The sequence below is a fragment of the Bradyrhizobium sp. 31Argb genome (assembly GCF_043638955.1).
Lineage (GTDB): Bacteria > Pseudomonadota > Alphaproteobacteria > Rhizobiales > Xanthobacteraceae > Bradyrhizobium.
Genome location: NZ_JBEGDB010000012.1, coordinates 1 through 23,383, shown reverse-complemented (window position 1 = coordinate 23,383; position 23,383 = coordinate 1). Strand labels below are relative to the sequence as shown.

The window sequence follows — 23,383 nt, the reverse complement described above, 5'->3', positions numbered from 1 at the left end:
CATGCATCAGACGGGAGCGCCGCAGCAGCGGCGAATGAGCACGCATGTCCAAAGCCTATGTCATCGAAGTTTCCAACCGGACCGCCGGCATCGTCGTGAGTGACGAGCGTGGCTTCAGGTTCTTCTCCTCCGAGCGCGCCTTCGACAGTCTCGAGGGCGGCCATTTCGGCTCGGCCCGCGCCGCGGAGCGCGCCGCACGGGCGCTGATCGAGCGGCGGCGCCGCCCCGACAATCGAACGGCATACTGACCGCACGGGAGTTCACCTCTCCCGCAAGCGGGAGAGGCGGCACAGCAATCTTTCAATGCGCGCCACCTGTTGCGGCGCCGCCCTTCGGCTTGCCGGTCAGGAGGATCGCGATGCCCGCGAGCACGAGCACGAAGCCCAGCACGGCGAATGTATCGCTATATCCCATCACCAGCGCCTGGCGTTTGACGGCGTTGCCGAGCGCGATGATCGCCTGGTGTCGCGCGGCTGCCGGATCGCTCATGCCGTGGGCCATGAAGTAGTTCGTCATCTCGGCGATGCGCTGGCGCACCTCCTCGCGTGCGAGGTCGACCGACTGGCCGATGATGTTGGAGTGGAACTGCTCGCGCTTGGTGGCGATGGTCGCAAGCAGCGCAGTGCCGATCGCGCCGCCGAGATTGCGCATCATGTTGGAAATGCCGGAGGCCGCCGCCGCGTCCTGCGGCGCGACGCTGCCGAGGCTCACGGCGCTGAGCGGCGCCAGCATCAGGGCCTGGCCGATGGCGCGGATGATATTGGGAACGAAGAGCTGGTCGCCGGCATAGTTGAGCGACATCTGCGTGTTCATGAAGCAGCTTGCCGCGAACAGCGCCATCCCGACGGCGGCAATGTAGCGGGCATCGAAGCGCTGCATCAGTTTCGGCACCAGCGGGATCAGGATGAGCTGGGGCAGTCCGGTCCACGCCAGCACCTGGCCGATCTGCTCGGCGTTGTAGAGCTGCACCTGGCCGAGATAGGCCGGCAGCAGATAGACCGAGCCGAACAGCGCAAAGCCGACGAACACCGCTGAGATCGTGCCGAAGCCGAAGCTGCGCTGCGCGAGCAGCCGCAGCCGGATCAGCGGCTTCTCCACCACGAGTTCGATGATCACGAACAGCGTCAGGCTCGCCGCGGCGACAATCGCAAGCTTCACGATGAAGGGCGAGCCGAACCAGTCGTCCTTGTTGCCTTCCTCCAGCACCGTCTGCAGCGCGGAGAGGCCGATCGCCATGGTCGCGATGCCGAACCAGTCGCCCTCGCGCAGCAGGCCGAACTGCATCGGCTGCCGCTCCAGCGTGAAATAGAGCATGGTCACCATGACCGCGGTCGGCACCACGTTGACGAAAAAGATGGTCTGCCAACCATAGTTCTCGGTGAGATAGCCGCCGATGGTCGGTCCGATCGCCGGCGCAAAGGTCACGGCGATCGAGAACATCGCAAGGCCAATCGGCTGCTGCGCCTTGGGCAGCTTGGTGAACACCAGCGTGAACGCCATCGGGATCAGGACGCCGCCGAAAAAGCCCTGCAACGCCCGCATCGCGATCATCGACGGCAGGTCATGAGTGAAGGCACAAGCCACCGAGAACGCCGCGAACAGCGTAGCGTGAACGATCATGATGTTGCGGAACGAGAACACGCGGCTGAGATAGTCGGTCAGCGGGATCACCACGATCTCGCCGATCAGGTACGACGTCGAGATCCAGGAGCCGTTGTCGACGCCGGTGCCGATGCCGCCCTCGATGTTGAGCAGCGAGGCGTTGGTGATCTGGATGTTGAGGATCGCCATGAAGGCGCCGATCATGGCGGCGAGCACGGAGATCCATACCGTGGCGCTGGCCCGGTCCGGATTGATGGCCGCACGCGGCAGGGGTGCTGTGGCCGATAGTGTGAGGTCCGACATGGCATCACCTCTGGGCAATCGAACTAGCGGGCTTCGGCGTTGCGACCGGCTGCTGGATGGCGTCGCCATGCGACTGCGTGTCGATCGTCGGGATCACCGACATGCCCGGACGCAATTCGACGGGCGTGGAGTCGAGCACGATCTTCACGGGGATGCGCTGCACCACCTTGGTGAAATTGCCGGTGGCGTTGTCAGGCGGCAGCAGCGCGAACTCCTGGCCGCTGGCGGGCGCGAGTGAATCGACGTGGCCGTGCACGACCTGGCCCGGGAACATGTCGACGGAGATGTCCGCCTTCTGTCCCTTGCGGACGTCGGTGAGCTGGGTCTCCTTGAAGTTCGCAACCACATAGGCGCCGGTCGCCGGCACCAGCGACATCAGTTGCGTGCCGGCCTGCACGAACTGGCCGACGCGCAGCGTGCGGTTGCCGACCACGCCGTCGATCGGCGCTGTGATCGTGGTGTAGCCAAGGTTCAGCTCGGCCTGCTGTTCGATCGCCTCGGCGCGCGCGGTCGCCGCCACCGCTTGCGTGATCTCCGCCTTCAGCAGTTCGACTTGCTTTCGCGCGGAAGCGAGGTTGGCGATGTCGCGCTGAACCGCGGCTTGCGCGCTGGCGTGGCGCGATTGCGCCTGTTGCGCGTTCTGCACGCTGCCATAGCCTGTGGTGGCGAGGTCGGTGTAGCGCTTGTTCTCCTGCGCGGCGAAGGTCTGCGTCGCGGTGTCGACGTCGAGCGTCGCCTTCGCGGCCTCGATCACCGCCTGCTGGACATCGAGTTGCGCATGCTTGCTGGCGACGGCGGCCCGCGCGGCCTCGACATCGGCCTTGGCCTGATTCAGCGCCACCTTGAAATCGCGCTCGTCGATCCGCGCCAGCACCTGGCCGGCCTTCACACGCTCATTGTCGCCGACCAGCACCGCGCTGAGATAGCCCGAGACCTTCGGCGCGATCGTGGTGTTGTCGGCTTTGACATAAGCGTCGTCGGTGGAGACGAGGAAGCGACCGACGGTCCAGTAGTCCCAGCCATACCAGGCGGCGCCGGACAGCGCGGCGATGGCGAGGCCGGTAAGAGCGATCCGCCGTAGCTTGCCCTTGATCGATGCCGAGGCAACGGGGGCGGGGACCACCGGCTCCGGCGCCGGCGCGAACCGCTGCACTTCGGCGGCGGATAGCGGGCGCTCGATCTCCAAGGACGCGGAATGCTGGTTCATGACGGCCCTCCTGAATTTCTATCCCGTTGCCAGGACTGGATAATTTCCATCGGATGGCGCGGGCTAATTAGGAAACTTGATGTTTTCCAAAATAGGCGCCATATTGTGTCTGTCAATGGAATGACAGGCGTCATATTAAAGCATGGCTCAGTGGCATGACGGTCACGACAAAGCAGGGCAGAGCGGACAAAGGCGGTGCGGCACCCGAGCGCCGCAGCCGGGGCAGGCCGCCGCTGCGCTCCGATGATGAGACGCGGACGGTGATCTACGAGGCCGCGCGGCGCGAATTTGCCGCCAGCGGCTTCGCGGCGACCAGCATGGATGACGTGGCGCGCCGCGCCGGCGTCTCGACGAAGACGCTCTACCGGCTGGTTTCCGGCAAAGAGGCCCTGTTCGAGGGGATGGTCGCGGACCGGATGGACCGGTTCATTTCGGGCGTACGGCTCCGCGCCTGCGACGGCAGCAACATCAGAGGTGCGCTACGCGAGGCTTGTCTTGCCTGCGCCGAACTTATCCTGGATGGCGAGGTGATTGCGCTGCAGCGCCTGGTCCTCGCCGACAGCGATAAATTCCCCGATATCGCGGAGACCTTCTACAAGAGTGCGATGCGGCGAACGGTGACCACGCTGGCAAATTGGTTGCGGACGCAACACGAGCGCGGCCTGATCGCGCTTCGGGAGATTGATCCGGAAACGGCGGCCGGCATGCTGCTTGGCATGATCGTCTTCGCGCCGCAGCGTGCCGTATTGTTCGGCCGTCAGGCGCCGCCCGATCGTGTCGAACTCGAGCGCCGCGCTGAGGCCTGCGCGACCCTGTTCCTCGAAGGGTGTGCGGTCCGGCGCTGACCAGAGCATGATCCGGAAAAGTGGGTACCGGTTTTCCGAAAAAGATCATGCTCGAACAAAAAGATGGAGCGGGATGACGTTTCGAAGAATAATCATCCAGCTCTATCCGATCCTGTGGACGGCGTGTCCCAATCGGGTCCATGCATGGAACTTCATCCGGGGTTCCCGGTTTGTCAGAGTTGGGGTCTGGCGTCACGGCACGGACATGGCTCGCACAAATTTGGTTTGGACTTCGGTCCTGACAATTCTCCTCGTCGTCCCAACGGGAACCCTGATGGCCCGCGACGATGGACGCTATTCCAATTCGCCACTCAAACCCTGGTTCGACAGCCTGAAGAGCAGGCTCGGGCCTTGCTGCTCGGATGCCGACGGCGTCGCGGTGGCCGATCCGGATTGGGAATCGAAGGACGGGCACTACCGGGTCCGTCTGGAGGGACAATGGATCATGGTGCCCGATGAAGCCGTGATCACCGAGCCGAACCGCGCCGGCCGGACCATGGTCTGGCCGATGAAGGGCACCACGGGAATCACGATCCGCTGCTTCATGCCGGGCAGCATGACGTAAAGGTTTTGTGCGCGTAGCCCGGGTGAAGCGCCAGCGTAACCCGGGGCGTGTGCATGCGTTGTCGGCCGGCCCCGGGTTACGCTGGCGCTTCACCCGAACTACGGCGCTTTGCCCGCCCTACAATTTGCTAAAACGACTCCGCCCAGGGACGGAGGTCAAGCTCGTGGGTCCAGGCGCTGCGGTGCTGATGGTGCAGCACCCAATAGGCCTCGGCGATGGCGGCGATGTTGAGCAGGCCGTCCGGACCGCGCTCCTCTTTCAATTGTGGGAGAAAAGTCAGGAGCCGATCGCCCTCGATGCCGCCATCGATCACGACATGGCCGACATGGATGCCCTGAGGTCCGAATTCCCGCGCAATGCTCTGCGCCATCGCGCGTAGCGCGGCCTTGGCGGCGGCAAAGGGCGCGAAATGGGCCTTGCCGCGCAGCGAGCCGCTCGCTCCCGTGAACACCAGCGTGCCGCCGCCACGCGACAGCAGCGCTGGGATTGCCGCCTGCGCCAGGTGAAAACCGCCGAGCGCATGCTCGCGCCAATGTGACTCGAACTGTTCCTCGCTCACCTTCAGGAAGGGCGCCCACCGGTTCGAGCCGGCATTGTGCACCGCCATCGCAAGCGGCGCGAGCTTTTGCGCCGCCGCGACGAAGCGCGCGACATCGGCGGGCTTGGAGACATCACCGACGACATGGGCGACCTTGGCGCCGGCGGCCGCGAGTTCCCCGGCGGTCGCCGCCAGCTTCTCGGCATTGCGGCCCGCGATTGCGACCGGGTATCCGCCTGCGGCGAACCGGCGAGCGATCGCCGCACCCACCCCCTGGGTCGCGCCGACGCCCGCGATCAGCACGCTGCCTTGCGCGGCCGTCGGTTCGAGAATGGATGGGCTAGCCATGCTGGATTCCCCGGCTTTGAATGACAGGCATAGTACAAGCAGGGGCTGATATAGGCGGGCCTCCCGTCAATGCGAAGCTCTGGCGATCACCTTTTTGGGAAAGCTCCAGTCTGTAAGGTGGGCAAAGCGAAGCGTGCCCACCTTTTCTTGCTCTGATCGTGAATGGTGGGCACGCGGAGCCTGTCATCGGGCGCGCGTTCGCGCGACCCGTTGGCTTTGCCCACCCTTCAAGTCGCTTGGCCTGCATAAAGCGCTTTCGAGCGAAGTGGATACCGGGTCGCGTTAAGAAAACACGTCAAGACGAGAATCTAAAGCTTCGGTTCTCATTGGCCGTCATTGCGAGGAGCGAAGCGACGAAGCAATCCATGCCGCAGCCGGCGGAGAGATGGATTGCTTCGCTTCGCTCGCAATGACGGCCAATCAAAAATCGCAGCCCTAGGCGTCCTCCGGCTTCTGCGGATTGCCGAGCTTGGCGAACAGCACCGCGAGGATGCATCCTGTGACGATGCCGAAGGTGAGATCCTTGAAGATCGTCAGGGCGAAGGTCGGCACCAGCACCACGCCGCTCCGCCAGTCCTTCACCAGCCGGACGAACTCCTCCTTCTCTGCCATGTACCAGCAGACCACGACCAGGACACCGGCGAGAGCCGCGAGCGGGATGTAGCGCGCCAAGGGGGCGGCAACGAGCATGAACAGCAGGAGATAGACGGAATGCAGCATGCCGGAGAGCGGGCTGCGGCCGCCGGCGCGGATATTGGTCGCCGTGCGCGCGATGGTGCCGGTGACGCTGATGCCGCCGAACAAGGCGGAGGCGATGTTGGCAATGCCCTGTGCGACCAGCTCCATGTTGGAACGGTGCTTGCGGCCGGTCATGCTGTCGGCGACTTTGGCCGACAGCAGGCTCTCGACGCCGCCGAGCAGCGTGAACGAGAGCGCCGCAGGCAAGACCTTCAGCAGGAGGTCGTATGAGAACTCCGGCACCTGCGGCGCTGGCAGGCTGTGGGGGATTTCACCGAAACGGGTGCCGATGGTCTCGACCGGCAGTTGCAGCACCAGCGCCAAGACCGAGGCGATCGCAATGGCGATCAGCATTCCCGGCCAGGTCGGCCGCCATTGCCGGAGCACGAAGATTATCGCGGCCGTGCCTGCGCCAATGCCGAGTGCGGCCCAGTTCAGGGTCGGAAGCGCCCGGCCAAGCACGATCAGCTTGGCGAGCAGGGGCCCAGGCTCGGGACCGGCAAGCGTCAGGCCGAACAGGTCCGTGATCTGGCTCGCAAAGATGGTCACGGCGATTCCGCAGGTAAAGCCGACGGTCACGGGATGCGGCATGTGACGGATCAGCGAGCCGAGACCCGTCGCGCCGACAAGGGTCAGCATGACGCCGGACACCAGCACGGTCAGCAGCAGGCCGTTCACGCCGAGCTGGGCGACGGTCGCCGCCACCAGCACGATGAAGGCGCCTGCCGGTCCGCCGATTTGAAACCGGCTTCCGCCGAGCGCCGAGACCAGGAAACCGCCGACGATGGCGGTGAAAAGCCCCCGTTCCGGCGTCACGCCGGAGGCCACCGCGATCGCCATCGAGAGCGGCAGCGCAACCACGGCCACGGTGAGACCGGCAACGGCATCCTGGCGGAACTTGTCGGGACTGTAGCCTTCGCCCAGCGTGGTCATGAGTTTCGGGCGATAGAGATGGGCCGTCGAAGAACCGTCGGGCATGCTGTCAACCAGGAGAAATGCGAGTTTCTTGAATGGAAACTAGCCGAATCGTGCGGTGCAAGAAAATGCGCTCGATCAACAAACCTGCCCGGACAAATACGGGGTTGACCGCAATAGCTAGAGCGTTTTCGAGCGAAGTGGACACCGGTTCGCGTGAAGAAAACGCGTCAAAATAAGAATCTGGAGTTTCGGTTCTGATCCAATCAGAACCGAAACTGTCCTAGGCTGCAATCCTGCGGTATGCGACCGCAGCGCGCCGGAGCAGCCGCTCTTTTTCCTTCTTGTCCAGCAGCTCGAGCGGTTTCCGCTGGCGGCCCGCGCGGCTCGTCTTGATGCGTTGTTGCAGCTCTGCCGCGAGCGCCCGCGCAGCCTCGGCGTCGTGCAGTTCGCCGAGAATCTGCTGTGCCTTGCGTAGCTGCTTCACGATCGCGCGCCACCGCGCAAAATCGTCCTTCGGCAGCACGTCTTCGGAGAACTCGATCGCGTAGCGCAGCCGTTTGCTGGCCAGGCGGACCCGGTGCTGCTTGCGCCCGCCCATTCCCTGCAGGCCGCGGCTCCTCTTGACGAGCTTTTCATGCCAGCCGGTGAGCCGGCGCGCGTGGTACTCGCAGGCCGGCGATGCCCGGAGCCGCACCAGGCGGTGGTCGCTCATATGAGACCAGGGACCATGGTTGACCCAATCGACGATATCCTTGAACCACCGGCGATAGCGGTCCGACGTCAGCGCCCGTCTCAACTGGCGCTGACTCTCGGCCCGGGCTGTCCTAAACAGCCGTTCGCGCGGAGCGTTCCCGATCGCGACATCAAGGTCGCGCGTGGCGCCAAGATATCCGTTGAGCCATTTCAGCTCGGACTTCAGGCGCGTCCATTCGGGATCCTCCACCATGGGTCCGAAGAAAGCGATGGCCGCGCGAAAACGGGTCAGCGCCACGCGCGTCTGATGCACTGCAACGGTATCGCCATTGCGGGCGCCGCGATGGTGAGCCTTGATATCTTGGAGGCAGGCGGAACCCACCAGACGAAACACGGTCGCGCAGGGCATTTCGCCGCTCAACTGCGCGCGGGCCCGCTTGGGGCGGGATATACGCGCCTTCGCGGACCTTTTCGATCGCTTCATATGTGGCTCACGTCCCGGATTCGGATCTACAGACTTCGCCCGACGGTTCCCTGCCTCGATCAAACGGTTTCTGGAGGCAGGCTGTCAAATAGGCATTGCGCCAGATCAAGCAGCAATGCGTCGCACCTGCGAAGACTGTCGCGCGGTGCGTTAGCCAGCCTCGCATCTAATCACATTCGTGCGAGCAACCTCGACCTTCGCGTGCGCGGTGCTGCTCTGCTTCGGCTGGTCTGAGCAACGCGGCGTCTCGCTGTCGATCGAGAGTGCCCAGGCGCGAGTCGGTCGTCCCTTGACTCCAATGAGCGTTGCGGTTTTGCACGCCGACAAAATCGGCGCGCTGCGTTGAGCTATTGTTGTTGCGGAAGATTCTTTTGCGCATGCGCAGCTGGCAGAATTATGCCTTCTTCGAAGCGGTGTCGGATATTGCGCCCGCTTACCAGCCGCGGACGGAGGTGATCCAGAAGCCGGAGCAGATGTTACTGGCGCATCCGAACAACTACATTCAACCTTCAACGAGGCTCGAAGTATGACAGTCTCACTGTCAATTTTTTCGCCGGATTTCTGAAGCGCAGGAGTATATGATGGCGGTCCTGCAAGTCGTCTGCTGTTGCCGTACCAACATGCAGAGATTTACGCCGATGTGCCGGTTCATCCCGTCGAGTACAACCTTTTCCGGTTGAACCTTCATTGCTTCAACTCTGTGCGGGCAATCTCTCTGACCCGCGCAATGCGTGCCAACACCAAAAGACGTCGCAAAAATGGGGCAGAAAAAATGGAGGAAGCAATATGACGCAGACCACTGTGACAAAAGTTGCCATTGCGATCTCGACCTTCGCCTGTGCGGCGCTGCTTTCATTCAACTGGTCTGAACAGCGCGGCGTGACGCTGTCGGTCGAGAGCGCCCAGGCACGGGTCGGTCGCCCGTTGACGCCCGTGAGCGCTGCGGGTGTTGCGCGTCGGCAAACACGGCGGGCCGCATACGGTGCCGGTATGGCAGGCGCCGCGGCGGTCGGAACGGCTGCGGCAGTCGGAACGGCTGCGGCGGTCGGTGCCACCTCACCCTCCTGGGGATGGGGAGGCAGCCCTTACTACACAGGGACAGGCTACTATGGCGGTGGCCCCTACTATTCAGGCGCTTACGGTGCCCGTCCGATGTACTCGAACGCATTTGCGGGTCCGCCTCCGGTCGGCTGGCAGGGCGGTATGAGCAGCCAAGACCGCGACATGTATTTCCGAAATCTACGCGACTCCGGGTACGACAAGAAGAAGGACTTCAACGCAACCGGGAACATCGTGAATCAATAGCGTCTGATCTCTCGTCGTCCATCTTCGTCTTGCCCTCACCTCAGGCTGGGATGACAGCATCTTGGGGTGAGGCAAGGGTTGTTGAGGGCGGGGCGGTGGCCGTGCGCGTTGAGCGCTGTTTATAGACGGAGCGAGAGAGGCGGTTATTTGGAGTGAGGGGCTGCTGGCGTTCGATCTATCACGACCGGACGCCAGTATTCGGCACGAGGGAAAGCCGGTCTCCGTGTTTCCGGTTCATGCTCTAACGCTCACGCTCACTTCTCGATCCAGGCGTCGCGAAAGCCGTCATTGACGCCGATCGCTGTCGTGATGAGGTTTTTCACCTTGCAACGGGTGATGGTCGGAAACTGCAATTCCAGCATCCAGGCAACCGGCACGTCCTCGACCAGGATCTTCTGCGCCTTCTCGTAAATCTCCTTGCGCTTGGAGTCGGGCGTTGCGATCGCGCCTTCAGCGAACAGTCTGTCGATCTCGGGGTTGGAATATCCCTCGACATTGTTGAACATCTGGCCCTTGGCGATGGCGCTGGAGACGTAGTTGCGGCCGACGCCGAGCGCCGGATCGCCGTACTGATAGAGATAGGTGAACGCGATGTCGTAGTCCCAATCGCTGATCTTCTGGTTGCCGCCGGGTACGTCGGTCGCGATCATCTCGATGTTCATGCCGACGTCGACCAGGTTCTGCTTCACGGCTTCGCCCCAGCGTTGCCAGGTCTCGCCATAGGCGAGCGGCAGCAGGCGGACTTTCTCGCCATTGTAGCCGGCCTCCTTCAACAGCGCCTTGGCCTTGGCCGGGTTGAAGTCGTATTTCGGCACGTCGTCGGTATAGAACTTGATGGCCGAGGACGACGGGCCGGTCGCGACCTTGCCGAGCCCGTTCCAGATCACGTCCTTGGCGAAGTTGCGGTCGATCGCGTACATGATCGCCTGACGCACCTTCTTGTTCGCGGTCGGGCCCTGGCGGTTGTTGAGCCACAGCCACGCCAGCGGGCTGAAGAACTCCCAGCCGGCGCCGGTCACGCAGGTGTCCTTGAGCTTCGACAGGCGCGGCACGTCGAAATTCTCCACGGAGCCGCCGGGCAGCACGTCGATCTTTCCGGTCTCGTAGGCGACCGAACGCGCCGCGGCGTCGGGAATGATTTGCCAATAGATCTCATCGAGATAAGGCTTGCCCTTCTCGTGATAGTTCGGATTCTTCACCAGACGGATGTAGGAGCCCTTCTTCCACTCCTTGAACATGAAGGGACCGGTGCCAATAGGCGCATTGTTATAGGGGTTGGTCTTGAAGTCGGTGCCCGCATAGAGATGCTTCGGGATCATCGGCATCGAGCCGACCTCGAAAATGCCGAGGAACGGACCGAACGGTTCCTTGAGCGTGAACACCACGGTGAGGTCGTCGGGCGCCTCGACCTTCTCGACCTGCAACAAATTGTTGCGGGCGCGCGCATGGGTCTGTTTCAGCATGTCGATCGAGAACAGCACGTCGGCCGAGGTGAACGGCTTGCCGTCGTGCCAGGTCACATCAGGCTTGAGCTTGAAGGTGTAGACCTTGGCGTCCGCGCTGACCGTCCAGCTTTCCGCGAGGCTGGGCAGCGGCTCCAGTTTCGGGCTGTAGCGCAACAATCCCTCGAAGATATTGCCTGATACCATCTGGGTCGGGCCGTTCTGGATCATCGCTAGCATCAGGCCGGGCGGTTCCGGCTGGATCACGGTGTTGATCACGCCTCCCATCCTTGGCGATTCCTGCGCCATCGCGGTACCGACGCTTGCGGTGGTAAGGAGGAAGGCAAACAACAGCCGTTTGAACATGACCCGTCTTTCTCGTATCGGAACAGCCGCAATTCGCCGGGAACAGCGGCTTTCCAAGTTCGGTGGTCGGGAGGCTCACATACCCGCGATTGCCGCGGCAAGATGAAAGTCTCGACATCGTCAGCTTAAAAAATATACAGAGATTGGCGCGCTATCCCCGCGAGGTCAGACGTGAGCACAGACACCCACATCATCCGCAGCGACGGTATCACCGCGACGATCAAGGCCGCCGGCGCCGAGCTCTGTTCGTTGAAGAATGCAGACGGGCTCGAGCTGTTGTGGCAGGCCGGGCCGGAATGGCCGCGGCATGCGCCGCTGTTGTTTCCGATCGTCGGTCGGCTGAAGAACGATGAGCTGCGCCACAAGGGAAAGACCTACCCGATGACGCAACACGGCTTCGCGCGCGATCAGCGGTTTGAATGGGTCTCGCGTGAGGCCGCGTCCTGCAAGCTGGCGCTGGCGGACAACGACGCGACTCGCGCCCGCTATCCCTTCGCCTTCCGCCTGGAGGTGACCTATGCAGCACGGGGCGCCGATCTGGAGGTGACGTTCGAGATCGCCACCCCCGGCAATGAGACGCTGCCGGCCTCGCTCGGAGGACACCCCGCCTTCAACTGGCCGCTGCTTCCGGGCCTTGCGAAAGAAGCCTACACGCTGACCTTCTCGAATGATGAGCCCGCGCCGGTCCGCCGGCTCGATGGCGGCCTGATGCGGCCGGACGCGCAGCCATCTCCTGTCAAAGGGAAGGTACTCGCATTGTCGGAGCGGCTGTTCGACGATGACGCTGTGATCCTCGATCATCTCGCCAGCACTTCGGTGCGCTATGCCGCCGATCGCGGGCCGTCGATCGAAATTTCGTGGGACGGCTTTCGCGAACTCGGCATCTGGTCAAAGCCCGGCGGCGCGCCGTTCCTGTGCATCGAGCCGTGGCACGGCTTTGCCAGCCCGGTGGATTTTGACGGCGAGTTCACAGGCAAGCCCGGCCTGATGCAGATCGCGCCCGGCGCGAGCCGATCGCTGAGCTACCGAATTCGCAGCGCTGCAGCCGCGTAGGGTGGGCAAAGGAGCGCAGCGACGTGCCCACCATCTAGCACTCCGCTCGGGGTGGTGGGCACGCTTCGCTTTGCCCACCCTACAGATTGTGGCGCGCTAGTTGAACGCCATGCCGCCGCTCATCGCGACGGTCTGGCCGGTCATGTAGGCGTTGCCGATCAGCAGCATGACGGCCTGCGCGACTTCGTCTGCCGTGCCGAAGCGACCGAGCGGAATCCGGCCGACCAGGTTAGGCTGGCCCTTCATCATGTCGGTCTCGATCAGCGAAGGCGCGACCGCGTTGACGGTGATGCCTTCCTTGACGAGGCGTGCCGCATAGCCCCGCGTCAATCCCTCGACGCCGGCCTTCGATGCATTGTAGTGCGGACCGATCGCGCCGGCGCCGCGCGCGGCACCCGAGGAGATGTTGACGATGCGGCCCCATTGCTTCGCGCGCATTCCCGGCAGCACCGCCTGCGTGCACAGGAACACCGATTTCAGGTTCACCGCGATGGTGGAATCGAAATCGGCCTCGGTGAGATCGTCGACGCCGCTGACGATTGCGATGCCGGCATTGTTGACGAGGATGTCGATCGGGCCGAGTTCGGCGGTAGCGCGCTGCACGAGCTGCGCGACCGCCGCGCCTTGCGAAACGTCCGCGCCGATCGCAATCGCCTTTCCGCCCGCGGTCGAGATCTCCTTCGCCAGCGCATCCGCATCGCCCGCACGCTCGCGATAATTGATCGCCACAGCCGCGCCTTGCTCCGCCAGCGCGCGCACGATCGCCGCGCCGATGCCGCGCGAACCTCCGGTCACGAGCGCCACATGGCCGCGCAATGTCGCTGTCGTCATCATTCTCTCCCGTCTGAAGGTTGCGAGGTCATGTTACACGAAAAGGCCGACCGCGATGTCCGCGGCCGGCCTTTGTTGCGTTCAGCCTCGATCGGCTCAGCGGCCGGCGGGTGCCGACCAGCCACCAGTGAAGACGCTCGGCGGGTAGTCGTACATCTCAGGGGACGGAGCAGGCCAGGCTGCATAGGAATTGAAGGGCGGCGGCTGCTGGCGCACCACCACTCGGTCCGACTTCTTGCAGTGATGCCGCTGCTGCGCTGCCGCAGCGAACTGGACGGATGACGCAATAATCAAAACTGACCCAAGGATGGTGAGGAATGTCTTCATGTGGTTCTCCCGGCTTTATTACGCTTCGTCTGCGAGGCCTGTGCGGCTCGCACCTCAGCGCTAAAGAGGGAGATAGCGATGTGCGCTGACGGTTAGTACGGTTGTGCCCATCACGAAGCGGCGAGCAAATTTCTTGGTCACGGCTAAATATTCAGCAGGTATTACAGGCGGTTCGCGCTATCATGGAGTGACCGGTGCCGGTCCGGTTCAATAAGGCAAAGGATTCCCAACGAGTGAGGCCGATGAAGAAGTTTTTACCAGTGTTGCTGTTGGTCGCCGCGCCAGTCTCCTCGCTGGCCGTGGCGCAGACCCAACTGGTGCCAAAGGAGACCAAAGGTGCGACAAAAGGCGCGGTCGCGCGGGCGGACGATTGCGCTCCGATCGGCCGCACTGCGAAAGGCGAACTGGTCTACTCCTTGAAATGCGAGAACCTGCCGGCGCCGCCTGCACCGCCGCCGCAGGCCGAGGCCAAGGAGGCGCCGCCGCCCGAGCCTGAGACGCAGCGCAGCGGCCTGTTCGGCTGGTCGTACGATCGGAGAAACTAGGCCAACGCTGCCTCTGGAATGGTCCTTGCTTCCGATGCCGCGCTGCAATGCGGTAGCGAGAGGCGGTTCCCAGCTACACAACAGCAGAGATCCAAGAGAAGAGATCGATGAGCAAACTGATTGTCCATGCCGGCGACTTCAAATTCGACGCGCGCTTTGAGGAGGCGCTGGCGCCGAAGACGGTTGCGGCGTTTCGCAAGGCGATGCCGTTCGAGAGCCAGGCGATCCATGTCCGCTGGAGCGGCGAGGGGGTCTGGATGCCGCTCGGCGATCTCGACTTCGGCGTCTCCTACGAGAACCACACCAGCTATCCGGCGCCCGGCCAGATCATCCTCTATCCCGGCGGCATCAGCGAGACCGAAATCCTGCTCGCCTATGGCGGCGTGCATTTCGCAAGCAAGATGGGCCAGCTTGCCGGCAACCACTTCGTCACGCTGACGTCGGGGCTCGAGAACCTCGTCACCTTCGGCAAGACCGTGCTCTGGAAGGGCGCGCAGAAGATTCGTTTCGAGGAAGTGTAGTGGCTGACGCAGCATATCCGCGCGATCTCCGCGGCTATGGCCGCAACCCGCCCGATCCGAAATGGCCGGGCAATGCCCGCATCGCCGTGCAGTTCGTGGTGAATTTCGAGGAGGGCGGCGAGAACAACATCCTGCATGGCGACAGTGCCTCGGAGGCGTTCCTGTCTGATGTGCTCGGCGCACAGCCGTGGCCGGGCGAGCGCCATGCCAATATCGAATCGATGTTCGAATACGGCTCGCGCGCCGGCTTCTGGCGGCTGTGGCGGATGTTCGGCGAGCGGAGATTGCCGACCACCGTGTTCGGCGTCGCGACGGCGCTGAAGCGCAACCCTGAGATCGTCGCCACGATGAAAGAAGCGGGCTGGGACATCGCAAGCCACAGCCTCAAGTGGGTCGAACACAAGCACATGTCGGAGAACGAGGAGCGCGCCGAGATCGCGGAAGCGATCCGCGTGCACACCGAGGCGACCGGCGCGCGGCCGCTCGGCTGGTACACCGGGCGATCCTCGATCAATACGCTCCGGCTTCTGATGGAAACGGGCGGCCTCTCCTATCTCTGCGACGCCTATGCCGACGATCTCCCGTACTGGATCAAGGCGGCGGGCGTTGAGCCGCATCTGGTGATCCCGTACACGCTCGACGCCAACGACATGCGCTTCGTCAACCCGCAGGGCTTTGGCGGCGGCGATCAGTTCTTCAGCTATCTGAAGGACAGTTTCGATGTGCTCTATGCCGAGGGCGAAACCTCGCCGAAGATGATGTCGGTCGGACTGCATTGCCGCTTGGTCGGTCGTCCCGGCCGCGCCGCGGCGCTGATGCGCTTCCTCGACTACGTCACGAAGCACGACCGCGTCTGGGTGCCGACGCGGCTGCAGATCGCCGAGCATTGGCACGCCAACCACAAGCAGCTCGCCGAACAGGCCTTCAGCATCGGATAGGATGTCGATCACAACAGCCGATCTCAACAGTCTTGGCCGCGACGAATTCGTCACGGCGCTTGGCAACATCTTCGAGCATTCCCCGTGGATCGCCGAGCAGGTGGCGTTGCAGCGGCCGTTCGCCGGCGTCAACGCGCTGTTCGCGGCGATGAAGGCCGCGGTCGAACGCGCACCGGCTGAACTGCGGCTCGCGCTCATCAAGTTGCATCCCGATCTCGCCGACAAGACCCAGCGCGCCGCGGGCCTCACCGCGGAATCCGATGCCGAACAGAACAGCGCCGGCCTCGACCGATTGTCGGATGCCGAATATGATGCGTTCGAGCGCGTCAACAACGCCTATCGCTCGAAATTCGGCTTCCCCTATATCGTCTGCGTGCGCCGCCACACCAGGGATTCGATCCTGCGCGACTTCGAGCGGCGATTGCCGAACGATGTGCCGGCCGAGATACAGCGATCGGTCGAGGAGATCTGCCGCATCGCCGCGCTGCGGCTCGATCAGCTCGTGACGGCGGAGGACAGACTTCCCGTGCACGGCCGTCTCTCGACGCATGTGCTGGACACGCATAGTGGCAAGCCGGCCGCCGGCATCGCTGTCGAATTGATCGAATTGTCCGATCTCGGCTTAAGCCGCGTCGTGACGCGCGCCGTGACCAACGCCGACGGCCGTACGGATCAGCCATTGATCGGCGGCCGCCCGGTGCCATCAGGAAAGTACGAGCTGCTGTTCAGCGTCGGCGAGTATTTTGCGAGCCGCCAGGTGCCGCTCTCCGATCCGCCCTTCCTCGACCGCATCCCCCTGCGTTTTGCGGTGAGCGAGCCCGAAGGCCATCTCCACGTGCCATTGCTCGTGACGCCCTGGAGCTACACCACGTATCGCGGCAGTTAAGTTGTAGGGTGGGCAAAGCCAACGGGTCGCGCGAACGCGCGCCCGATGACAGGCTCCGCGTGCCCACCATCCACGGGCGGTGCAAGAAAGGTGGGCACGCTGCGCTTTGCCCACCCTACGACTGCCGGCCCCTCATGGTGAGGAGCGCCGTCAGGCGCGTCTCGAACCATGAGGCCCGTATCTCGCCCGCGGCCATCCTTCGAGACGACCGCTGCGCGGTCTCCTCAGGATGAGGCCAGTATGTGCGGGACGACGTATACCCGATGCCGCTGATGAAGGCCGCGGCAAGGATGGCGAAGATTGTGGCAGCGGTGGCAGGTCACACCAACTCACGTTGCCGTGCCCGAAGCTTGCCCGGTGGCATAAACGTTGCTCATTATGTGTAGATCGGGCGCAATGCCCGTTTGAATTTACCGGCTCAACGGGAGGCTTTCACGTGCCGCTGATCAAGAACCGCTACGGCAAGGGCCGCGTCCGCGTGATGCGCATTCATCGCGATGGCGACAGGCATGAGGTCAGCCAGCTCAACATCAAGGCGATGCTCGAAGGTGATTTCGCCCGCACCTATACCGATGCGGACAATTCCAACACGGTGTCGACCGACACCATCAAGAATGTCGTCAACGTCGTCGCCCGCGAGAATACCGGGCTCTCCCCGGAAGAATTCTGCCAGGTATTGGCGCAGAAATATTTCGACACCTATCCGCAGGTGTCATCGGTATCAATCACCTCGCACGAGACCAAGTGGAACAGGCTGAGCTTCGGCGGCAAGCCGCATCCGCACAGCTTCGTGCTCGACGGCAACGGCAAGCCGACCGTCGAACTTACGGCGACGCGTGGCAGACCGATGACGCTCGCCTCGGGTATCGACGGCTTCGCCTTCATGAAGTCGACTCAATCCGGCTGGGAGAATTACCTCAAGGACCGCTACACCACGCTTTCTGAGACGCATGACCGCATCTGCGCGACCAGCATGGTGGCGTCGTGGAAATGGTCGGGCAAGCCAGCGAGCTATCCGGCGACGAATGCGAAGATCCTCGATGTGCTGCTCGAGGTGTTCTCGACCACCTATAGCTGGAGCGTGCAGGACAGCCTCTACCGCATGGGCGAGGCGGCGCTCGCGGCGGTGCCCGAGATGTCCGAGATCAGCATGGCCTGCCCGAACATGCATTTCATCCCGATGAATCTCTCCGCCTTCGGGCTCGACAACAACAACCAGGTGTTCCTGCCGACTGACGAGCCGCACGGCCAGATCGAGTGCACGGTGGGGCGGGGCTGACGATGTCGTTCCGGGGCGATGCGAAGCATCGAACTACGATGTGCGATTGCACATCGGAGAACCTCGAGATTCCGGGTTCGCGCTCCGCGCGCCCCGGAATGACAGACGGGGGCGTAGGGTGGGCAAAGCGACCCACTCGCTGTGACCTGTCCACGGGCGACGGCGGAAGCGTGCCCACTATCACGCATTCCGCTCGTGAAGGTGGGCACCACCCTACACACTCCGTCATTGCGAGCGAAGCGAAGCAATCCATCTCTCCACTCGCGGAGATATGGATTGCTTCGTCGCTTCGCTCCTCGCAATGACGGCGGAGAGCAACGGTGCGACATTCGCGACTACCCATACTTCTCATGCAGCGCCGGGAACAGGCGGTCGGGCTTGAACGGCACGCTGGTGAAGCGGATGCCGGTGGCGTTAGCGATTGCATTGCCGAGTGCGGCGGCGACGGGGTTGTATGGACTCTCGCTCATCGACTTCGCGCCCATCGGCCCGACCGCATCTGATGTCTCAGCAAAGAAGACGTCCGTCCGCGGCACGTCGGCATAAGAGGGCAGGTGATAGTCGCGGAACCTCGGATTGATCACCCGTCCGCCATCGTCGATCACGAGCTCCTCGTAGAGTGCGGCACCGAGCGCTTGTGCGACGCCGCCTTCGACCTGCGCGCGGCATTGCATGGGGTTGGCGACGCGGCCGGCGTCGGCCGCCTGCACGCTCTTCAAGATCCTGACTTCGCCGGTGCCCCTGTTTACGGCGACGCGAAAACCCTGCACGTTGAACGCGACCGAGCGCGGGGTACCATGCGCGCTGCCGCTGGCCTCCAGAGTGCTGTCACGCTCTTTCGCGGCTTTCGCAAGGTCGGCAAAGGACAGGCGCCGCTTGCCGCAGACGACGTTTTCATTGTCCAGCAGGCATAAGTCGGCATCCACTTCGCATATCTCGGCCGCAAACGCCTTGATCGCGACCGCGAGATTTTCCGCTGCATGTTGCGTCGCGCGCCCGGCAACGAAGATGCCGGCGCTGCCATAGGCGCCGGTATCGTGGCCGCCATGCGCGGTGTCGGATTGCTTCAGGATGATGCGATCGACCGTCGTCGCCAGCGCGCTCGCCGCGATCTGGCGATGCACCGTGCTGGTGCCGTTGCCGAACTCGGCGGTGCCGACCGTCAGCTCGAAACCGCCATCCTCGCGCAGCGCGATTTTGGAATCGGAGAGATGCCCGGCCGGCGGAACGGTGTCGATCATCGTCAGCGCCATGCCGGCGCCGAGCAGCCACTCAGGCGACAATCCATGCCGCGACGTGTCCTCGGCCATCGCGCGCTCGACCAGGTCGAGGCACTGGTCGAGTCCGTAGGAGCCATAGAGCACGTCGTGATATTGCGAAGGCGGCGGCGAGAGCATGGGGTCGCCGGGCTTCACGACATTGCGGCGGCGGAAGTCGAACGGATTGATGCCGAGCTGTCTTGCCAGTTCGTCGATCGCGGCTTCCACGGCGAACAGGCCTTGCGGCAGACCGTAGCCGCGGAAGGCGCCGGCCGGCAGCGTGTTGGTGTAGGCGACGACGGCGTCGACCTTCTTGTTCGGGCAGTTGTAGACGCTGACCGACTCCGCCACCGCATGGAACAGCACCGGGCCGGCGTGGTTGCCGTAGGCGCCGGTGTTGGAGAGCACGTCGAGCTGCAGCGCGGTCAGCTTGCCGTTCTTGTCGGCGCCGGCCCTCACTTTGACGCGCATCGGATGCCGCGTCGACGTGCCGATGAACTGCTCCTCGCGGGTGAATTCGAGCTTGACGGGGCGTCCGGTCTTGAGCGCGGCCAACGCAAGAATGTCCTCGACGAACATCTCCTGCTTGCCGCCGAATCCGCCGCCGACACGTTCGCAGAACACCCTGATCTTATCGGATGGTAGATCGAAGATCTGCGACAGCCCGCGTCGGGTCAGGAACGGCACTTGCGTGCTGGAGCGGACATTGAGGATGCCCTCTGTGTCGATCCAGGCGAGCCCGCCATGGGTCTCCAGCGCCGCATGCTGGACGCGCTGGGTCGTAAACGTCCCTTCATAGGTGACGGCAGCCTCCGCCAGTCCTTTCGCGACGTCGCCATATTCGCCATGCGTCTCCGCGACGAGGTTGCGCGTGGGGTTGGTGATGCGATGTTCGACCGTTTTGTCGCCATGAAGGACCGGCGCCCCCGGCGCGATCGCCTCGGCCGGGTCGAACACCGCGGGCAGCAGCTCGTAGTCGACCTTGAGGCGGCGGCAGCCTTCTTCCGCCGCGGCCTCGGTCTCCGCCACGACGGCGGCGACTTTCTGGCCGATAAAGCGGACGACGTCGTCGAGCACGCGGGTATCCTCGGGGTCCATCCAGTCCTTCTCATGCCGCGCGGTCGAGAACAGAAGTTTTGGTGCATCCTCATGGGTCAGCACCGCATGCACACCGGGCACCGCGAGCGCCGCACTCTTGTCGATCGAAACGATCTTCGCGTGCGGATGCGGCGAGCGCAGCAGCTTGACGTGCAGCAGACCTTCCACCTTGGTGTCGAACGTGTAGCGCGCTGCTCCGCGCACCACGAGCGGTCCGGCCGGCGCCGGCAGGCTGCGGCCGAAGGCGGTCCCGGCGCCGTCGTCCTCGATGTTGCACTTGCCGTCGAGCGCATCCTTGATCGAGCGATAGCCGGTGCAGCGACAGATATTGCCCTTCAGCGAAGCGCCAAGGTCTTGCCGCTGCGCCTGGTTGAGCGATGCGCAGGTCAGGATCATGCCGGCCGTGCAGAACCCGCACTGGAATCCCTGTGCGTCGAGGAAGGCCTGCTGCAGCGGATGGGTGCCGCCGTCAGGTGCAAATCCCTCGATAGTGGTGACGGCATGCCCTTCGGCGCGGAACGCCGGGATCAGGCAGCTATGCACCGGTTCGCCATCGAGCAGCACGGTGCAGGCGCCGCAATCGCCGGCGTCGCAGCCTTTCTTGACGCCGAAATGCCCGAGGTCGCGCAGGAAGGTGCGCAGGCATTGTCCGGCCCGCGGCGCTTCCGAGAATGTCTTGCCGTTGATGTCGAAGGTCATGGCTGCGCCTTGAGTTCAGCGCGGATCTCTTCCGCGAGCCGCACCGTCATGTGCTTGCGCCAGACCGGTTTGCCGTGGATGTCGGTGTGGTAGAGATTGTCCGGGAGGCGCCGCAGGATCGTCTCGCGCAATTCCTCCTGCTCTGGGATAGTGGCAAAGACCAGCCTGATCGGCCGTATCGTCGAGGCGGTCACGGTCAGCGCAAAGCTGCCCTCGCTGTCGGTGCTTCCGATCAACAGCGCAGCCGAGCGGCCGACCGGCGTCAGCGAGATCTGGCGAAACGCCGAACGCCGCCGCAGCGCCGCGAGCGGAATGTCGATCTGCCGCAGGAGGTCGCCGGGCCGAAGCAGGTTCTGCTGATTGCCGGTGATGAAGTCGATGATGCGAGTCTTGCGCTCGCCGCCATCGGTCTGCCAGATCGTGGCGAGGCCGTCGAGTGCCGACGTCAGCGAGATCATCGGCCCCGCCGGCAGCGACATGCAGATATTGCCGCCGACGGTCGCAGTCTTCCAGATCTTGAAGGAGGCGAGGAACGAGCGGCAGCATTGGTTGATCAGCGGCGAGGCGATCCAGTCCGGCGGGCAGGCAAAGCCGTCAAGCTGGGCCACCGTGCAGGTGGCGGCGATGGTGAAGTTGTCGTCGCCAATTGTCAGCGCCGGCCATTTCAGATCGGAGAGATCGATCAGCCGCCTCAGATGCGCCTGCGGCTCCGAGAACAGCCAGGTGCCGCCCGCCAGCCAAGCATCGCCTGCTTTCCAAACAGGCAGTTGCGCCCGGGATTTCGGATGGGCGACTTCCGTGATCGTGTTCAGGTCCATCGATACGCCGACGCTTTCAACAGGATGCATCCTAGCTTAAGAGTCTTGCTCACTTAAGAAGCCTTGCAAGACCGACGCCAATTGTTGGCCATAATTGGGACGGTCCTTGCATCGAACCAAACACCGATGCTTCTCTATAGATGGTGGAATCATGGACCAAACGCACCCGATCTGGATCAAGGATCCGCTTTCCATTCTGGCCGAAGGCGCCGAACGCGGCGTCGTGGTGAAGGATGGCAAGATCGTCGAACTGGTCGGCCGCGGCAAGGAGCCAACGGCTACGTCGGTAACGGTGTTCGACGCAGCCGAACACGTTGTACTGCCGGGATTGATCAACACCCATCACCACTTCTACCAGACACTCACGCGGGCGCTCCCGGCTGCACTCGATCGCGAGCTGTTCCCCTGGCTCAAGGCGCTTTATCCGGTATGGGCGCGGCTGACGCCGGAATCGCTCCAGCTCGGTGTCACCGTTGCAATGTCGGAACTGCTGCTGTCGGGCTGCACCACGACGACCGATCACCACTATGTGTTTCCCGCCGGGCTCGAGGACGCCGTCGATATCGAGGTGGCCGTTGCAAAGCGCCTCGGCTTGCGGGTGCTGCTCACGCGCGGCTCGATGAATCTGTCGGTGCGCGACGGCGGCCTGCCGCCCGATAGCGTCGTGCAGGATGAGGACACCATTCTGGCCGACAGCGCGCGCGTCGTCGCAAAGCATCACGCACGCGGCGAGCAGGCGATGGTGCAGATCGCGCTGGCGCCATGCTCGCCGTTCTCGGTGACGACCTCGCTGATGCAGAAGACCGCCGAGCTTGCCGACAAGCTCGATGTTCGCCTGCACACTCATCTCGCCGAGACCGAGGACGAGAACAGGTTCTGCGAGGAGATATACCGCTGCCGGCCGCTGGATTATCTCGAGCGATGCGGCTGGCTCAATGGGCGCACCTGGCTCGCGCACGGCATCCATTTCAACGCCGATGAAATGGCGCGGCTCGGCAAGGCCGGGACCAGCATCAGCCACTGCGCCTGCAGCAACCAGGTGCTGGCCTCGGGCTGCTGCCCGGTCTGCGAGATGGAGGAAGCCGGCGTCGGCATCGGCCTTGGCGTCGACGGCTCAGCCTCCAACGACGGCTCCAATCTGATGCAGGAGGTGCGCGCCGCCTTCCTGGTGCAGCGGGCGCGCTACGGCGTTGGCCGCGTCAGCCACAAGGATGCGCTGCGCTGGGCAACCAAAGGCTCCGCCGCCTGCGTCGGCCGTCCCGAGCTCGGCGAGATCGCCGTCGGCAAGGCCGCCGATCTCGCTTTGTTCAAGCTCGACGAGTTGCGCTTCTCCGGCCATGGCGACCCGCTCGCCGCGCTGGTGCTGTGCGGCGCGCACCGCGCCGACCGCGTGATGGTCGGTGGCAACTGGGCCGTGATCGACGGTGCGATTCCCGGGCTGGATGTCGCCGACCTGATCCGCCGCCACACCGCGGCCGCGCGCGCGATGCAGGTGGGGTGAGATCGCAACCCGCTCTCTCCGTCATTCCGGGGCGCGCGCAGCGCGAGCCTGGAATCCATTCCTCCGCCTGGTATGTGGCCCGATGGATTCCGGGCTCATCGCTTCGCGATGCCCCGGAATGACAGCGTGTGCTGTGGCGCGAGCTATGCAAAAACTGCCCGACGGGCAAATCACCGAAAGTCTGTCCAGCCCTCACACAAAAAACATTCCGCTTTCGCCGTCGGGCAAATCAGTGATTTAACTCCGCGCGTCTCACCCGAATGAGGGGCGGCTC

21 protein-coding genes and 1 pseudogene are annotated in these 23,383 nt (G+C 63.6%); 12 read left to right on the top strand and 10 right to left on the bottom strand.

Going from position 1 to position 23,383, the window contains the following annotated elements:
* Positions 1 to 44: 44 nt before the first annotated feature.
* Positions 45 to 248 carry a hypothetical protein gene (locus AAFX91_RS04150; RefSeq protein WP_282531310.1) on the top strand — a complete coding sequence of 68 codons (204 nt, stop codon included), beginning with the start codon at positions 45 to 47 and terminating at the stop codon, positions 246 to 248.
* 52 nt (positions 249 to 300) lie between these two features.
* Here AAFX91_RS04150 and AAFX91_RS04145 read toward each other — a convergent pair whose 3' ends face one another.
* Both AAFX91_RS04145 and AAFX91_RS04140 read right to left on the bottom strand, forming a co-directional pair.
* Complete coding sequence (locus AAFX91_RS04145) at positions 301 to 1,905, bottom strand: DHA2 family efflux MFS transporter permease subunit (RefSeq protein ID WP_394565631.1); 1,605 nt, start codon at positions 1,903 to 1,905, stop codon at positions 301 to 303.
* Positions 1,906 to 1,909: 4 nt separating this feature from the next.
* Positions 1,910 to 3,112 (bottom strand): HlyD family secretion protein, encoded by a 1,203-nt coding sequence (locus AAFX91_RS04140; RefSeq protein WP_130583874.1) that lies wholly within the window; start codon positions 3,110 to 3,112, stop codon positions 1,910 to 1,912.
* A gap of 155 nt (positions 3,113 to 3,267) precedes the next feature.
* Here AAFX91_RS04140 and AAFX91_RS04135 point away from each other — a divergent pair, with 155 nt between their 5' ends.
* Together AAFX91_RS04135 and AAFX91_RS04130 are read left to right on the top strand one after the other, a co-directional pair.
* Entirely contained in the window at positions 3,268 to 3,957 is a 690-nt protein-coding gene (locus AAFX91_RS04135) for a TetR/AcrR family transcriptional regulator (protein ID WP_282531307.1), read from the top strand.
* A 274-nt stretch (positions 3,958 to 4,231) separates the two neighbouring features.
* On the top strand, positions 4,232 to 4,522 hold the full coding sequence (locus tag AAFX91_RS04130) for a hypothetical protein (protein WP_394565630.1): 291 nt from the start codon (positions 4,232 to 4,234) through the stop codon (positions 4,520 to 4,522).
* Between the two features lie 127 nt (positions 4,523 to 4,649).
* Here AAFX91_RS04130 and AAFX91_RS04125 read toward each other — a convergent pair whose 3' ends face one another.
* The 3 genes and pseudogenes from AAFX91_RS04125 to AAFX91_RS04115 all read right to left on the bottom strand — a co-directional run bounded on the left by AAFX91_RS04125 (position 4,650) and on the right by AAFX91_RS04115 (position 8,166).
* Entirely contained in the window at positions 4,650 to 5,408 is a 759-nt protein-coding gene (locus AAFX91_RS04125; RefSeq protein ID WP_394565628.1) for an SDR family NAD(P)-dependent oxidoreductase, read from the bottom strand.
* A 474-nt stretch (positions 5,409 to 5,882) separates the two neighbouring features.
* Positions 5,883 to 7,124, bottom strand: a pseudogene (locus AAFX91_RS04120) (SulP family inorganic anion transporter); the annotation flags it as partial.
* A 220-nt stretch (positions 7,125 to 7,344) separates the two neighbouring features.
* A complete protein-coding gene (locus AAFX91_RS04115) occupies positions 7,345 to 8,166 on the bottom strand; it encodes a CHAD domain-containing protein (protein ID WP_394565626.1) in 822 nt (273 codons plus the stop codon).
* Positions 8,167 to 8,618: 452 nt separating this feature from the next.
* Between AAFX91_RS04115 and AAFX91_RS04110 the strand changes: the two genes are divergently transcribed.
* Together AAFX91_RS04110 and AAFX91_RS04105 are read left to right on the top strand one after the other, a co-directional pair.
* Complete coding sequence (locus AAFX91_RS04110) at positions 8,619 to 8,771, top strand: hypothetical protein (protein ID WP_394565624.1); 153 nt, start codon at positions 8,619 to 8,621, stop codon at positions 8,769 to 8,771.
* A 256-nt stretch (positions 8,772 to 9,027) separates the two neighbouring features.
* A complete protein-coding gene (locus tag AAFX91_RS04105; protein ID WP_394565622.1) occupies positions 9,028 to 9,546 on the top strand; it encodes a hypothetical protein in 519 nt (172 codons plus the stop codon).
* A gap of 254 nt (positions 9,547 to 9,800) precedes the next feature.
* Here the strand turns inward: AAFX91_RS04105 and AAFX91_RS04100 are convergent, their stop codons facing one another.
* Complete coding sequence (locus tag AAFX91_RS04100; protein ID WP_394565620.1) at positions 9,801 to 11,354, bottom strand: ABC transporter substrate-binding protein; 1,554 nt, start codon at positions 11,352 to 11,354, stop codon at positions 9,801 to 9,803.
* A gap of 171 nt (positions 11,355 to 11,525) precedes the next feature.
* On the opposite strand from AAFX91_RS04100, the gene AAFX91_RS04095 reads away from it, so the two are divergent.
* Positions 11,526 to 12,407: an aldose 1-epimerase family protein gene (locus tag AAFX91_RS04095; RefSeq protein ID WP_394565618.1), complete on the top strand. Its 882-nt coding sequence runs from the start codon at positions 11,526 to 11,528 to the stop codon at positions 12,405 to 12,407.
* Positions 12,408 to 12,503: 96 nt separating this feature from the next.
* Here the strand turns inward: AAFX91_RS04095 and AAFX91_RS04090 are convergent, their stop codons facing one another.
* Both AAFX91_RS04090 and AAFX91_RS04085 read right to left on the bottom strand, forming a co-directional pair.
* A complete protein-coding gene (locus AAFX91_RS04090) occupies positions 12,504 to 13,238 on the bottom strand; it encodes an SDR family NAD(P)-dependent oxidoreductase (protein ID WP_394565617.1) in 735 nt (244 codons plus the stop codon).
* A gap of 96 nt (positions 13,239 to 13,334) precedes the next feature.
* A complete protein-coding gene (locus tag AAFX91_RS04085) occupies positions 13,335 to 13,565 on the bottom strand; it encodes a hypothetical protein (RefSeq protein ID WP_394565616.1) in 231 nt (76 codons plus the stop codon).
* A gap of 242 nt (positions 13,566 to 13,807) precedes the next feature.
* Here AAFX91_RS04085 and AAFX91_RS04080 point away from each other — a divergent pair, with 242 nt between their 5' ends.
* The 5 genes from AAFX91_RS04080 to pucL all read left to right on the top strand — a co-directional run bounded on the left by AAFX91_RS04080 (position 13,808) and on the right by pucL (position 17,734).
* Entirely contained in the window at positions 13,808 to 14,110 is a 303-nt protein-coding gene (locus AAFX91_RS04080; RefSeq protein WP_130230108.1) for a hypothetical protein, read from the top strand.
* Positions 14,111 to 14,217: 107 nt separating this feature from the next.
* Positions 14,218 to 14,631, top strand: coding sequence for a DUF3830 family protein (locus AAFX91_RS04075; RefSeq protein WP_394565614.1), 414 nt, complete (start codon positions 14,218 to 14,220; stop codon positions 14,629 to 14,631).
* Entirely contained in the window at positions 14,631 to 15,569 is a 939-nt protein-coding gene (gene puuE, locus AAFX91_RS04070; protein ID WP_394565613.1) for an allantoinase PuuE, read from the top strand. Before AAFX91_RS04075 ends, puuE begins: the two co-directional genes overlap by 1 nt.
* 1 nt (position 15,570) lies before the next feature.
* Positions 15,571 to 16,455, top strand: a complete 885-nt coding sequence (gene uraD, locus AAFX91_RS04065) for a 2-oxo-4-hydroxy-4-carboxy-5-ureidoimidazoline decarboxylase (protein ID WP_394565612.1) — start codon at positions 15,571 to 15,573, stop codon at positions 16,453 to 16,455.
* Between the two features lie 436 nt (positions 16,456 to 16,891).
* Positions 16,892 to 17,734 (top strand): factor-independent urate hydroxylase, encoded by an 843-nt coding sequence (gene pucL, locus AAFX91_RS04060; RefSeq protein WP_394565611.1) that lies wholly within the window; start codon positions 16,892 to 16,894, stop codon positions 17,732 to 17,734.
* Between the two features lie 335 nt (positions 17,735 to 18,069).
* Here pucL and AAFX91_RS04055 read toward each other — a convergent pair whose 3' ends face one another.
* Entirely contained in the window at positions 18,070 to 20,790 is a 2,721-nt protein-coding gene (locus AAFX91_RS04055; protein WP_394565610.1) for a molybdopterin-dependent oxidoreductase, read from the bottom strand.
* Positions 20,787 to 21,608 (bottom strand): FAD binding domain-containing protein, encoded by an 822-nt coding sequence (locus AAFX91_RS04050; protein WP_394565608.1) that lies wholly within the window; start codon positions 21,606 to 21,608, stop codon positions 20,787 to 20,789. Before AAFX91_RS04050 ends, AAFX91_RS04055 begins: the two co-directional genes overlap by 4 nt.
* A 151-nt stretch (positions 21,609 to 21,759) precedes the next feature.
* Between AAFX91_RS04050 and AAFX91_RS04045 the strand changes: the two genes are divergently transcribed.
* Entirely contained in the window at positions 21,760 to 23,109 is a 1,350-nt protein-coding gene (locus AAFX91_RS04045) for an 8-oxoguanine deaminase (RefSeq protein WP_394565607.1), read from the top strand.
* Positions 23,110 to 23,383: the final 274 nt, after the last annotated feature.

Coding starts and splice junctions, on each gene's coding strand:
- AAFX91_RS04085 (WP_394565616.1), bottom strand. CDS start 13,565: ATGAAGACATTCCTCACCATCCTTGGGTCAGTTTTGATTATTGCGTCA.
- AAFX91_RS04045 (WP_394565607.1), top strand. CDS start 21,760: ATGGACCAAACGCACCCGATCTGGATCAAGGATCCGCTTTCCATTCTG.
- AAFX91_RS04125 (WP_394565628.1), bottom strand. CDS start 5,408: ATGGCTAGCCCATCCATTCTCGAACCGACGGCCGCGCAAGGCAGCGTG.
- AAFX91_RS04105 (WP_394565622.1), top strand. CDS start 9,028: ATGACGCAGACCACTGTGACAAAAGTTGCCATTGCGATCTCGACCTTC.
- uraD (WP_394565612.1), top strand. CDS start 15,571: ATGTCGATCACAACAGCCGATCTCAACAGTCTTGGCCGCGACGAATTC.
- AAFX91_RS04145 (WP_394565631.1), bottom strand. CDS start 1,905: ATGTCGGACCTCACACTATCGGCCACAGCACCCCTGCCGCGTGCGGCC.
- AAFX91_RS04080 (WP_130230108.1), top strand. CDS start 13,808: ATGAAGAAGTTTTTACCAGTGTTGCTGTTGGTCGCCGCGCCAGTCTCC.
- AAFX91_RS04150 (WP_282531310.1), top strand. CDS start 45: ATGTCCAAAGCCTATGTCATCGAAGTTTCCAACCGGACCGCCGGCATC.
- AAFX91_RS04130 (WP_394565630.1), top strand. CDS start 4,232: ATGGCCCGCGACGATGGACGCTATTCCAATTCGCCACTCAAACCCTGG.
- AAFX91_RS04100 (WP_394565620.1), bottom strand. CDS start 11,354: ATGTTCAAACGGCTGTTGTTTGCCTTCCTCCTTACCACCGCAAGCGTC.
- AAFX91_RS04110 (WP_394565624.1), top strand. CDS start 8,619: ATGCGCAGCTGGCAGAATTATGCCTTCTTCGAAGCGGTGTCGGATATT.
- AAFX91_RS04055 (WP_394565610.1), bottom strand. CDS start 20,790: ATGACCTTCGACATCAACGGCAAGACATTCTCGGAAGCGCCGCGGGCC.
- AAFX91_RS04115 (WP_394565626.1), bottom strand. CDS start 8,166: ATGCCCTGCGCGACCGTGTTTCGTCTGGTGGGTTCCGCCTGCCTCCAA.
- AAFX91_RS04075 (WP_394565614.1), top strand. CDS start 14,218: ATGAGCAAACTGATTGTCCATGCCGGCGACTTCAAATTCGACGCGCGC.
- AAFX91_RS04140 (WP_130583874.1), bottom strand. CDS start 3,112: ATGAACCAGCATTCCGCGTCCTTGGAGATCGAGCGCCCGCTATCCGCC.
- AAFX91_RS04135 (WP_282531307.1), top strand. CDS start 3,268: ATGACGGTCACGACAAAGCAGGGCAGAGCGGACAAAGGCGGTGCGGCA.
- AAFX91_RS04050 (WP_394565608.1), bottom strand. CDS start 21,608: ATGGACCTGAACACGATCACGGAAGTCGCCCATCCGAAATCCCGGGCG.
- AAFX91_RS04090 (WP_394565617.1), bottom strand. CDS start 13,238: ATGACGACAGCGACATTGCGCGGCCATGTGGCGCTCGTGACCGGAGGT.